Origin of the sequence: Staphylococcus succinus (genome assembly GCF_029024945.1) — a bacterium.
Classification (GTDB): Bacteria; Bacillota; Bacilli; order Staphylococcales; family Staphylococcaceae; genus Staphylococcus; species Staphylococcus succinus.
On sequence record NZ_CP118976.1, the window covers coordinates 526,018 to 538,736 of the forward strand.

A 12,719-nucleotide genomic window follows, 5' to 3' on the forward strand; every position below is an offset into this window, starting at 1 on the left:
GTGTATAGTATGTCAGCTATGCGTATCATAACCTTTATTTTAAGTATATTTATCGTGGGTATGGTAGAAATGATGGTAGCCGGTATTATGAATTTAATGAGTAATGATCTTCATGTATCTGAAGCTATAGTGGGTCAGTTGGTGACATTATATGCCATCACTTTTGCAATTGCTGGTCCTATATTAGTTAAACTGACAAATCGTTTTTCACCAAGACCTGTTTTATTATCGGCGCTTGCGATTTTTATTGTAGGCAACGTAATTATCGCAATAGCGCCGAATTTTACAATTTTAGTGTTGGGCCGTATATTATCATCTGCAGCGGCAGCTTTAATCGTTGTAAAAATTCTTGCTTTAACAGCATTGTTAACTGCGCCTCAACATCGTGGGAAAATGATAGGTATCGTTTATTCTGGTTTTAGTGGTGCCAATGTATTTGGTGTGCCGATTGGGACAATTATTGGCGATCTTGTAGGATGGCGTTATACCTTTTTATTTATTGTTGCTGTCAGTCTTATTGTAGGCGTGTTAATGTTTATATATGTGCCTAAACCAATGTTTCAAGAGACTACTGAAACGAGTAATAATAGAGAAAACTCAAGTACAAAATCTAAAATTTTACGACCTACAGAAATTGTGAAATTCCTAGGTATCACATTCTTATTACTTGTAGCTAATTCAGTAACATTTATTTATATTAATCCGTTAATATTATCTGGAGGTCATGATTTATCATTTGTATCAATAGCGTTACTCATTAATGGTATCGCAGGTGTAATAGGGACTTCTATGGGTGGTTTCTTATCAGATAAATTAACAAGTAAACGTTGGTTAACGATTGCCACAACCATTTTTATTATCATGCTATTGATATTGAATATATTCTTGCCAGGAACAGGTTTACTATTATTGGTGATATTTATGTGGAACATTATGCAATGGAGTACTAATCCAGCTATCCAAAGTGGTATGATCGAACATGTCGAAGGTGATACAAGCCAAGTAATGAGCTGGAATATGTCCAGTCTTAATGCCGGTATAGGTATTGGCGGTATAGTTGGAGGATTAGTCGTGTCGAACCTCAACGTACTTGCGACTACTTATTTCTCTGCTGCAATTGCTATTGTGGCTCTTATCTTAGTATTGAGTTTGAAAAATATTTCAAAATATAATCATGCATAAAAGAGTATAGACAAAAGTTGAACATTTGGAAGGTTTCTAAAAATACCAAACAACTGATATGCCCGTTTAATTTAAAACAAAGTTAAACTTTTATGCCAGAGCAAAAACAAACCAAGCGCTAAAAGTAGAGTTTGGTTTGTTTTTTTATTAAATTCTTAATTTGGCTAATTTCATTATAATTTCAAAGTTTTTTTAATGCACTTTGCTATTTTAATTTTTTAATCAGTATATAGCAGATAATGAATCAAGATTTAATTGTTTCTTTAGATTGTTTAGCTGTATTAAAAGTTATTGAATTAATTTTTAAATTAAGTTTACGATTAGAAAAGTGCGCGATCAATGCTGAAAGTGCAATATAGGTGACAGTTCCAATAATATAGATTAATTTCAAATCAGAAATGAGCAAATAGGATTGATATATTAATACAATAACTGCTATAACAGCAATGATTAATAATATAGGATACGGTATGTTAAATGGAGATTGCTGATATGCTTTAGGATATTTTTTAGGCAATTGTGTGACAGCAATCGCTGGAAATGCAAAGACTATAAGTGATATGCCTGTACCGAGTTGAGCAACGACGTTTAAAGACATGCCGAAAATAATAGGTAAAGCGCCTATAATATAAAAGATGAATAATAACCAATGAGGTGTTCCAAAGCGTTTATTTACATTACCTAAGGCTTTGGGTAAGTAACCATCCTGTATGGCTATAAGTAAACTTTTGGTTACCCATGTAAATGTAGAGTTTAACGTGGTTGCCAATGCAAACATTGCACCACCTACCATAAAGAAAATAAAAATGGGTGTAGGTAATACTTCTTTGGCAACACTTGTTAATGGTCTCCCAGAGACTTCCGGTATAGGTAGTACGCCGACAGCTATTGACGCAATAAATGCGTACAGTAAACCTACAAAAATCGTCGCAACTATTATAACAATAGGTATATCACGTTTAGGGTTTTTCATTTCACCACCAAGTTCAGCTACAACTTGAGCGCCACCTGTAGCAAAAGATACTAAGCCTACCGCAGTAAAGAATCCTGTGAAACCGTCAGGTAACATTGAAGCCGGTGTGAATACATTAAAGTTAACATGAGGCATACCAAAAATGATGAAGCATGAAAGTGCAATGATTAAGGTAATAACCATTAAATTACCAACGATAGAGGCTGATTTTACACCTACAAGATTCACTATAAATAGAAGTGTCAATAACACAAATGCAGCTGTTCTAATTGGTATACTAGGGAACAAACCTTCAAGGTATTGAGCAAATGAAAGTGCATAGAGAGATAATGTAATTTGTATGAAAATGAAAAGGAGCAACCAAAATATTCCGATTTTTGGAGATAATAAACGACTTGTATATTGATACATTCCACCTGTTGTAGGTAACGTTGAACCTAAAATTGCGATAGGAAACATTGTTAGTAACGTTATAATTGAGGATAAAATAAATGCTGGTGTGATGCCGCTACCAGTCATTTGAATCCCGATGCCAGTGAGTGACATGACCCCTGCCCCTATAATTTGTCCGATTGCAATCCCCATAACATCAGTTAAACCTAATACTTTTTTTAAATTTGTTGTTTGTTGCACTCAATCACCCCTGAAAATGTATGTAATAAAATAATTAAAAGTATCATAGCATAATATTTTATTAATTCATAGTAAGTCAATCGGAATACTTTGTTTATTTTGGATTTACCTCATATACATAGATAAATAAAAGAGAATCATAGTAAAATGAGGGTAAATATAAATAAAATGAAAAGGTGGGATATCTAATGGCTAATCAACAACACCATGTAAAGGTAGATGCTTTTATAGAGCGGTTAAATCAATGGCAAGAGGAGTTCAAAACACTCAGAACAATCATTCAGAAAACAGAATTAATCGAAGATTATAAGTGGATGCATCCATGCTATACTTTTGAAAATAAAAATGTTGTAATTGTCCAAGATTTTAAACATTATTGTGCTTTATTATTTGAAAAAGGGGCAATTATGGATGATCCTTATGAATCATTGATTCAACAAACCAAAAATGTACAAGCTGCTAGACAGTTGAGATTTAAAAATTTAGAAGAAATAGAGCGACGTAAAGATGAAATTAAGTGGTATCTAGACGAAGCCATACGTATAGAACAATCTGGAAAACAAGTACCTATGAAGCAAACCGAAGATTATGCTATGCCAGATGAGTTGCAAGCGAAACTCGAAACTATGCCTGAACTGAAAGAAGCATTTAATCAGTTAACTCCAGGAAGACAACGGCAATACATGTTTTATATTGGACAGGCTAAAAGATCGACAACACGAGAACAACGCGTAGAAAAGTATGTAACACATATTTTAGATGGAAAAGGCTTGAAGGATAAATAAACGTTAAACACTTGTTAATACAATGTGTATAGACGAGTGGTAAAAAAGATAAGTTGCAACGTGGTACTATATCATATATAGTTTGCTCGAATAAATAAATTTTTAGGTGACTAGGAAATTGAAAGGGAGATGTACGCATGCCAAGAGTTTCTAAGAGAACACAATTACTTGAAGCAGCGGCGGCAATTGTCAATGAACAAGGTAGTGAATACTTAACTTTGGATGCGGTTGCTAAGAAAGCTGGGGTTAGTAAAGGTGGATTACTGTATCATTTTAAAAATAAATTAACATTAGTACAAGGACTCGTTGATCATGCTGATGAATTGTATAGAAGTAATGTGAATCACCGTGTGCAAGAAGATCCACAAGAACAAGGTAAGTGGGTACGGGCATTTATTGAAGCGACACGGGAACATCGTTCAGAAAATGCTTCTATAACTTCAGGGATGCTTGCAGCGCAAGGTATTAACAGTCAATTATTATTACCATTGCAAGACACTTATAAGACATGGCAAAACAAAATTGAGCATGACGGTCTTGATAAGGTTGACGCTACGATAATAAGGTTGGCGATAGATGGTTTATGGTTATCGGAAATCTTTGGATTAGATGCCCTTGATGAGTCTATGAGAGCACAAGTGTTAGATCGTTTAACAACTTATACAGACAATTCAAATACTTAAAAATATAAAAATATAAAAAGAATTATAAAAAATAAAATACGTTATAAGGTGCAATAGTATAGGAATAATCAACAAGTTAAAGTTGATTATTCTTTTTTTTAAATTTTCAAGGACTTGAAACTAAACCGTCCAGTTGGTACACTAACCGATGTATTAAAAACTCTCTTGGAGGTTTATATCAATGAAAAAAGTTATGCTAACAGCAGCATTGACAGGTGCTGGAGATACTGTAGATAAAAATAAGCATGTCCCTGTGACGCCACAAGAAATTGCTGATTCTGCAATTAAATGTGCAAAGGCTGGTGCTACTGTAGCACATATTCATGCGAGAGACCCAAAAACAGGGGGGATTAGTCATGATGTGGAGTTTTTTAGAGAAGCAGTAAGACTAATTAGAGAAGCAGATGAAGATATCATTATTAATATTACATCAGGTGGAGGCGGAGATTTTATTCCAAGCCTCGAAGATCCGTATAAAGCAGAAAAAGGATCCGATATGCAAACCCCTGATGAGCGACATGAACCAGTTGGTACGTTATTACCTGAAATGTGTACATTAGATTGTGGCAGCGTCAATATGGGCGACGCTATTTATTTGAGTCCTGCAGATTGGTTGAGGAAACAAGCTCAATTGGTCAAGGATGCAGGGGTTAAACCAGAACTAGAGTGCTTTGATAGTGGTCATATTTCTTTTGCAAAACAATTGATAAATGAAGGGCTTATTGAAGGTACACCGCTATTCCAATTCTGTTTAGGTATTCCATGGGGCGCTGAAAATGATCCAGAAACCATCGAATATTTTAAAACACGTATACCTGAAAATGCAGAATGGTCAGCATTTGGTATTGGAAGAATGCAATTTCCAACAGTAGAGGAAGCAGCAAAACGTGGTGGTAACGTTCGTGTTGGGTTAGAGGACAATTTATATATAGCAAAGGGTGTAAAAGCATCTAACGAACAACTTGTTGAAAAAGCAGTGGAAATACTCAAAGATTTAGACATTGAGCCGATGACACCGGCAGAGGCGCGTGAAAAGTATCAGCTTAGATCGCCACAAGGAGGTACAAAATGAAGTTTGCAGTTGTAGGTACGGGTGTAATAGGTAGCGGTTGGATTACAAGAATATTAGCACATGGACATGAAGTCATTGCGACAGATCCGAGTGAAAATGCATTTGAAAGTATGTTGAAACAAGTGAAACAAAATTGGCCATATGCTGAACAAATTGGCTTAGCAGAAAATGCATCCTTAGAAAATTTAACGTTTACCCCTCATTTAGAAGAAGCAGTTAAAGATGCAGATCACATTCAAGAGAATGTGCCAGAAATTGAATCATTAAAGGATCAAGTATTAACTGAGATAGATTTCTATGCAAAACCTGATGCTATAATAGGTTCTAGTACATCAGGTATCATGCCTTCAGAATTACAAAAGAATTTACAACACCCAGAAAGGCTTGTGGTAGCGCATCCATTCCATCCTGTATATATTTTACCATTAGTTGAAATTGTTCCTGGTAAATTAACTACAGAAGAAACAACTGTAAAAGCTGAAACAATTTACGAGAGTATTGGTATGGATGTACTACATGTGAGACATGAAATTGAAGGACATGTAGCTGACAGACTGATGGAGGCTTTATGGAGAGAAGCATTGCATATAGTCAATGATGGCATCGCTACTACAGAAGAAGTAGATAAAGCATTTACCCACGCAGCTGGATTGCGTTATGCACAATATGGTCCGTTTATGACATTCCATTTAGCTGGTGGTGAGGGCGGTATGCGTCATATGTTAAAACAATTTGGCCCTGCATTGAAAAAACCTTGGACTAAGTTATTAGCTCCTGAATTAACACAAGAACTTTATGATGAAGTCGTCAATGGATGTGAATCTTCATCACAAGGACAAACAATGTCAGAACTTGACCAAAAACGAAATGAATTTTTAGTTAAAGTGAAACAACTTGCAGAAACATATTGGCCAGAAGATACACCTTCAATGAAAAAAAGCAATACTCAGTCGGTGTATTAATATGACTCAATCACTATTTGAATATACGACAACCGTAAAACAAATTTGGGTAGATCATAATGGTCATATGAATGATGCTGAATATAATCGAGTATTCAGCGATGCAACAGACGCGTGGTTAGCTACTTTAGGGTTAGATTTACAAGCGATTGAACAATTGAAATATACAATATTCACGCTTGAAAATCACGTGATGTATTTAAAAGAAATAAAAGTAAATGAGTTCATCACTGTCACAGTAGAATTGTTTGATTTTGACGCAAAGCGTTTACACGTATTTATGACATTAAAAAATGAGCAAAATGACAGATGTGCGACATATGAAGTGATGCTAATGGGTATGGATACTGAATCTAATAAACCGAAGCCATTTCCAGAAACTATTAGAAAAGCAGTTGAATTTTATGCAGATATTGCATTAATTCAACATCAACCAGAAGAACTTGGGCATCATATTGGAATCAAACGAAAATAAATTTTAGGCTATTGAATAAAAGTTTTTTTGAATGTGTGAAGAAACAAAGTTCGCTATTATAAATTGTTTAATTTTATTAATTGATGTATCTTATTATATATAGGTTGATAAAATATCTAAGCAAAAATGGCTATTTATTTATATGTATTTAGCGAAACATGAATAAATTAGGGCTATATGTGCTCATGTTTTTACTTATTTTAGAATTTGTATAACATCCACAGGTAGCCCTAAATTTATTAGGGAATAGTTGAAATTGAATATGTACATAGAAAGGAATTGACCCATGTTAAGTATTAAAAACTTATCTAAAGTCTATGGCGGCGGTAAAAAAGCTGTGGATAATATTTCATTAGAGGTTGAATCTGGTGAATTTATAGCATTTATTGGTACGAGTGGTAGTGGTAAGACAACTGCCTTAAGAATGATAAATAGGATGATAGAAGCAACTGAGGGACAAATTACAATTAATGGCAAAGATGTCCGTAAGATGAATCCAGTGGAATTGCGTAGAAAAATTGGTTACGTTATACAACAAATCGGATTGATGCCACATATGACTATTAGAGAAAATATTGTTTTAGTACCTAAGTTATTGAAATGGTCACAAGAAAAGAAAGAAAAAAAGGCAAAAGAATTAATTAAATTAGTCGACTTACCTGAAGAGTTTTTAGATAGATACCCATCACAACTTTCTGGTGGTCAACAACAGCGTATAGGTGTTGTTAGAGCATTGGCAGCTGAACAAGATGTTATTCTGATGGACGAGCCTTTTGGGGCATTAGATCCAATTACTAGAGACACGCTACAAGATTTAGTTAAAGAGTTACAACAAAAATTAGGTAAAACATTTATATTTGTCACTCATGATATGGATGAGGCTATCAAGCTAGCCGACAAAATTTGTATTATGTCAGAAGGACAAGTGATTCAATATGACACACCTGACAATATTTTGCGTCATCCAGCAAACGACTTTGTACGTGACTTTATTGGTCAAAATAGATTGATACAAGATAGACCTAACATGCGTACGGTTAAAGATGCGATGATTAAACCAGTTACAGTACATGCAGATAGTACACTGAATGAAGCGGTAGAAATTATGAGGGCACGTCGTGTCGATACTATTTTTGTAGTAGGTAACAATAGCAGATTATTAGGCTACTTAGATATTGAAGATATCAATCAAGGTTTAAGAACGCATAAGGATCTTATTGATATGATGCAACGTGATATTTATAGAGTGAGAATAGACAGTAAATTACAAGACTCTGTTCGTACTATTCTTAAGAGAAATGTAAGAAATGTGCCAGTAGTGGATAGTGATGGTAAAACATTGATTGGATTAGTTACGAGAGCCAACTTAGTAGATATCGTTTATGACAGTATTTGGGGAGAATTAGATGAAGATGTTAGCGCTACTGAAGATGCAATTGTAGAGCCCGATAATGTAGGAGCTGATATATAATGAAACAATTCATAGAGCAATATGGTGGTCAACTGATTTCTAAAACAGTAGAACACTTTTATATCTCAATGATCGCTTTGTTGATTGCCATTGTAGTAGCTGTGCCTTTAGGAATAATTCTATCCAAGATGAAGAGAACTTCAAACATTGTGCTTACAGTTGCTGGTGTATTACAAACGATTCCTACATTGGCTGTACTTGCGGTTATGATACCAATTTTTGGTGTTGGAAAATTACCAGCAATCATAGCTTTATTTATCTATGTACTTTTACCAATATTAAATAATACTGTTTTAGGTGTTAAAAATATCGATAGTAATATTAAAGAAGCGGCAATAAGTATGGGCATGACTCGTTTTCAATTAATGAAAGATGTGGAATTGCCATTAGCTTTACCGTTGATTTTAGGTGGTATTCGATTATCATCAGTTTATGTAATCAGCTGGGCTACACTTGCGAGTTATGTCGGTGCTGGCGGTTTAGGTGACTTTGTATTTAACGGCTTGAATTTATATGATCCATTAATGATTGTAAGTGCAGCAGTATTAGTAACGGCATTAGCCCTAATTGTTGATGTGTTACTATCATTAGTTGAAAAATGGGCAGTGCCAAAAGGATTAAAAGTATCCAGATAAATTAAGGAGGACATTATGAAACGATTGAAACAGTATTGTATCGCACTTGTACTGTGTCTGACGGTGTTATCTGGATGTAGTTTACCCGGTTTAGGTGGAAATAGCTCAGACAACGAAGTTAAGATTACAGCGCTTGCGACGAGTGAATCACAAATTATGTCTCATATGTTGAGGCTTTTAATAGAACATGATACAGATGGAAAGATTAAACCAACATTAATAAATAACTTAGGATCGAGTACAATTCAGCACAACGCTCTTGTAAATGGTGATGCTAATATGTCTGGTGCTCGTTACAATGGTACAGACTTAACAGGTGCATTAAATGAAGATCCTATTAAAGATCCAGAAAAAGCAATGAAAGCTACCCAAGAAGGTTTCCAAAAGAAATTTAATCAAACGTTCTTTAATTCATATGGTTTTGCAAATACATATGCGTTTATGGTTACAAAAGAAACAGCTAAAAAATATAATTTGGAAACAGTGTCTGATTTGAAAGCACATAGTGATGAATTAAAATTAGGTGTCGATAGTTCATGGTTAAATCGTGCAGGTGATGGTTATCCAGGGTTTACAAAAGAATATGGATTTAAATTTAATACAGTTAGACCGATGCAAATTGGTTTAGTATATGATGCATTAAATTCTAAAAACCTTGATGTAGCAGTAGGGTATTCAACAGATGGGAGAATTGCGGCATATGATTTAAAAGTATTGAAAGATGATAGACGCTTTTTCCCACCTTATGCAGCTAGTTCTGTAGCAACAAATGAATTATTAGATAAATATCCTGAATTAAAACCGATTATTAATAAGTTAGAGAAGAAGATTTCAACAAGTGAAATGCAAGAGCTTAATTATCAAGCTGATGGTAAAGGTAAAGAGCCAGCAGTTGTTGCAGAAAACTTCTTGAAAAAATATAACTATTTTGAAAATGATAAGAAGGGTGGTCAAAACTAATGGAGGGTAATTTATTACAGCAATTAGTCGAATATTATTCAGTAAACTTTGGCTACCTTTGGGATTTATTTATTAAGCATTTACTTATGTCTGTGTATGGTGTGTTATTTGCAGCAATTGTGGGTATTCCACTAGGTATTATTATAGCTAGATATAAGAAACTATCATGGGCGATTATTACGATTGCGAATATTATACAAACAGTACCAGTCATTGCAATGCTAGCGATTTTAATGTTAGTTATGGGATTAGGCCCTACCACAGTAGTGGTAACGGTGTTCTTATATGCATTACTCCCGATTATTAAAAATACTTTTACCGGTATTGTCGGTGTAGATGAAAATATCAAAGACGCTGGTAAAGGCATGGGAATGACACGCAATCAGGTATTGCGTATGATTGAATTACCATTGTCTTTGTCTGTAATCTTAGGTGGTTTAAGAATAGCGCTTGTTGTAGCTATCGGCGTTGTAGCTGTTGGTTCATTTATAGGTGCGCCAACATTAGGTGATATTGTAATTCGAGGTACGAATGCTACTGATGGGACGACATTTATTTTAGCAGGTGCAATACCGATCGCATTAATTGCAATTCTAATAGATGTTGGGTTAAGATTTTTAGAAAAACGATTAGATCCTACAACTAGAACTCAGAAAAAACAAAAACCTCAAGGGATTAATCAATGATGAAAGTAGTGAAATGATATGGCAATGTTAACTATCAATTATAAGTCGAAAACGATTGGTATGAATCATCAATTTATAGCAATATTACCAGAAGATATAAGTTACTTTAATACCGATAAAGAACCGAAACAATTAAAAACTATGTTATTATTACATGGCTTATCAAGTGACGAAACATCATATATGCGTTATACAAGTATTGAACGTTATGCTAATGATCATCAAATGGCAGTGATTATGCCAAATGCTGATCATAGTGGTTATAGTAATATGGAATTTGGTCATAAATACTTTGACTATGTGTTGGAAGTGTTAGATTATGCACACCAAATTTTACCATTATCACATGCAAGAGAAGATAATTTTATCGCAGGGCACTCAATGGGTGGATATGGAACGATAAAATATGCTTTAACTCATGGACATCGCTTTGCAAAAGCCTGTCCACTGTCATCTGTATTTAATGCACAAGCATTCATGGATATTGATTGGCACGATTTTTCAGGACAAGCCATTGCAGGTGTTGATAAAACAACTAAGGGGACAGAACTAGATCCTTATTATTTAGTCGATGAAGCTATAAATAAAGATAAAAGCATCCCTGAGTTACTTATTATGTGTGGTACAGAAGATATGCTCTATGAGGATAATAAACAATTTATAAATTATTTAGAAGATAAAGGGATACGATATCAATTTGAAGATGGACCTGGTAACCATGATTATGCTTATTGGGATCAAGCTATTAAACGTGCAATTGAATGGTTTGTAGCGTAACTAACGCTAACTGAAAAAAATAAAAAGCCTCATGCCATTGGTACACAACAATGTACCGATAAAGCATGAGGCTTTTTATTATATTATGATACGAAATAACTTTAGGTTATATAGTTAAAGTACTGATATAAATCATTGCCTATATCTCAAGGCAGTGTAATAGTTGCGTATCATATAATTACAATAATAAAGTTGCGAGAATAGGGGCAACAACTACGACAATCACACCTACGATGACTAATGAAATGGATGCCATTGATGCTTCGGTTTCACCGAATTCTTGCGCAGATGATACACCAAGGGAATGTCCGCTGGTACCGAGTGCAAGACCACGAGCAATAGGGTTAGTAATATTAAATAATTTAATAAGTTTTGTACCTAAAGCATAAATGATGACACCATTCAGAATCACGGCAAGAGATGTTAATTCTTTAATACCACCGATATCTGCTGATACAGGTAGTGCAATCGCAGTTGTAGCGCCTTGAGGCAACATAGATGCAATGATGCCATTAGAAAATTGAAATGCTTCTGCTATTAAATAAATGCAAATTAGTGCAGCTGTTGTACCGAGTGTAATACCTCCAAGTACTTGTTTCCAATATTTTTTTAAAACATCACGTCTTTTATATAATGGAATAGCAAAACAAATTGTTGCTGGTTCCAAGAAGAAATTAATGATGTCTCCGCCAATTTTATAATTTGCATAATCGATTCCAGTTAATTTTAGAAATGCAATACCTACAACCATAGATACAAATAATGGTGTGAATAGGAAGAAACCTTTTGTTTTTTTGAATAACAAAGTCGCAATAATAAAAGGTATTAATGATAGTAAAATACCGAAATAGGGTGTGTTAATCGCTAAATGTTCAATCATATCTTATCCTCCGCAAGTCTTTTGTGTGTTTTTTTTCTGGGAATAAAGGATTTGGTAATAAGCATTTGGGAAAAGAATCCTGTACACAATAGCAACAATAGTGTTGATATAATTATTAATAAAATAATGAGTATTGGACTCGTACTTAAAACACCAAGTGAATTAATGACTGATATGCCTGCAGGTACGAATAAGAACCCAATATTATTTGTTAAAGTTGTTCCGACTTTTTCAACTTCACCTAGTTTAATAATTCCTGTACAAAGTGCTATGAACAGTAGCACTAACCCTATTACTGAAGCAGGCATTGGAATTGGCATAAAGCTTTCAATAATATTTGATACAAACATTATGATTGCTATTACTAGTGCTTGGTGGAAAAAATGATATGTTTTTGATGGATGTTTATTTTCTGTATCTTGTAGGTTTTTAGCTTTCATAATAAATTGCCTCCCGTAATGATCTTGGGTCAATTATAAAATGAAAGCGATTACTTATGTGTGGTTTTAAAGTGACTTACTAGACGTTATCTCTGAAATGCATAA

General features: G+C 34.3%; 14 protein-coding genes. 11 read left to right on the forward strand and 3 right to left on the reverse strand.

Annotated features, from left to right (window positions below; genetic code table 11):
• The first annotated feature begins 9 nt into the window (after positions 1 to 9).
• Complete coding sequence (locus tag PYW31_RS02280) at positions 10 to 1,182, forward strand: MFS transporter (RefSeq protein ID WP_046835850.1); 1,173 nt, start codon at positions 10 to 12, stop codon at positions 1,180 to 1,182.
• A gap of 244 nt (positions 1,183 to 1,426) precedes the next feature.
• Here the strand turns inward: PYW31_RS02280 and PYW31_RS02285 are convergent, their stop codons facing one another.
• Positions 1,427 to 2,788, reverse strand: a complete 1,362-nt coding sequence (locus PYW31_RS02285) for an APC family permease (protein ID WP_046835849.1) — start codon at positions 2,786 to 2,788, stop codon at positions 1,427 to 1,429.
• A 188-nt stretch (positions 2,789 to 2,976) separates the two neighbouring features.
• Between PYW31_RS02285 and PYW31_RS02290 the strand changes: the two genes are divergently transcribed.
• The 10 genes from PYW31_RS02290 to PYW31_RS02335 all read left to right on the forward strand — a co-directional run bounded on the left by PYW31_RS02290 (position 2,977) and on the right by PYW31_RS02335 (position 11,294).
• A complete protein-coding gene (locus PYW31_RS02290) occupies positions 2,977 to 3,573 on the forward strand; it encodes a YdeI/OmpD-associated family protein (protein ID WP_046835848.1) in 597 nt (198 codons plus the stop codon).
• 137 nt (positions 3,574 to 3,710) lie between these two features.
• A complete protein-coding gene (locus PYW31_RS02295) occupies positions 3,711 to 4,256 on the forward strand; it encodes a TetR/AcrR family transcriptional regulator (RefSeq protein WP_046835847.1) in 546 nt (181 codons plus the stop codon).
• A gap of 181 nt (positions 4,257 to 4,437) precedes the next feature.
• A complete protein-coding gene (locus PYW31_RS02300; RefSeq protein WP_046835846.1) occupies positions 4,438 to 5,328 on the forward strand; it encodes a beta-keto acid cleavage family enzyme in 891 nt (296 codons plus the stop codon).
• The gene (locus PYW31_RS02305; RefSeq protein ID WP_046835845.1) at positions 5,325 to 6,290 is read left to right on the forward strand and encodes a 3-hydroxyacyl-CoA dehydrogenase NAD-binding domain-containing protein; all 966 of its coding nucleotides are present in this window, start codon (positions 5,325 to 5,327) and stop codon (positions 6,288 to 6,290) included. Before PYW31_RS02300 ends, PYW31_RS02305 begins: the two co-directional genes overlap by 4 nt.
• Before the next feature lies 1 nt (position 6,291).
• A complete protein-coding gene (locus PYW31_RS02310; RefSeq protein WP_046835844.1) occupies positions 6,292 to 6,765 on the forward strand; it encodes a thioesterase family protein in 474 nt (157 codons plus the stop codon).
• Between the two features lie 286 nt (positions 6,766 to 7,051).
• Complete coding sequence (locus PYW31_RS02315) at positions 7,052 to 8,236, forward strand: betaine/proline/choline family ABC transporter ATP-binding protein (protein ID WP_046835843.1); 1,185 nt, start codon at positions 7,052 to 7,054, stop codon at positions 8,234 to 8,236.
• Positions 8,236 to 8,871, forward strand: coding sequence for an ABC transporter permease (locus tag PYW31_RS02320; protein WP_046835842.1), 636 nt, complete (start codon positions 8,236 to 8,238; stop codon positions 8,869 to 8,871). Before PYW31_RS02315 ends, PYW31_RS02320 begins: the two co-directional genes overlap by 1 nt.
• A 15-nt stretch (positions 8,872 to 8,886) precedes the next feature.
• Complete coding sequence (locus PYW31_RS02325) at positions 8,887 to 9,831, forward strand: osmoprotectant ABC transporter substrate-binding protein (protein ID WP_046835841.1); 945 nt, start codon at positions 8,887 to 8,889, stop codon at positions 9,829 to 9,831.
• On the forward strand, positions 9,831 to 10,517 hold the full coding sequence (locus PYW31_RS02330) for an ABC transporter permease (RefSeq protein ID WP_046835840.1): 687 nt from the start codon (positions 9,831 to 9,833) through the stop codon (positions 10,515 to 10,517). Before PYW31_RS02325 ends, PYW31_RS02330 begins: the two co-directional genes overlap by 1 nt.
• Before the next feature lie 18 nt (positions 10,518 to 10,535).
• Positions 10,536 to 11,294 carry an alpha/beta hydrolase gene (locus PYW31_RS02335; protein ID WP_046835839.1) on the forward strand — a complete coding sequence of 253 codons (759 nt, stop codon included), beginning with the start codon at positions 10,536 to 10,538 and terminating at the stop codon, positions 11,292 to 11,294.
• A gap of 178 nt (positions 11,295 to 11,472) precedes the next feature.
• On the opposite strand, the gene lrgB is transcribed toward PYW31_RS02335, so the two are convergent.
• Positions 11,473 to 12,174 carry an antiholin-like protein LrgB gene (gene lrgB, locus PYW31_RS02340; RefSeq protein WP_046835838.1) on the reverse strand — a complete coding sequence of 234 codons (702 nt, stop codon included), beginning with the start codon at positions 12,172 to 12,174 and terminating at the stop codon, positions 11,473 to 11,475.
• Complete coding sequence (gene lrgA, locus PYW31_RS02345) at positions 12,171 to 12,614, reverse strand: antiholin-like murein hydrolase modulator LrgA (RefSeq protein WP_046835837.1); 444 nt, start codon at positions 12,612 to 12,614, stop codon at positions 12,171 to 12,173. Before lrgA ends, lrgB begins: the two co-directional genes overlap by 4 nt.
• Positions 12,615 to 12,719: the final 105 nt, after the last annotated feature.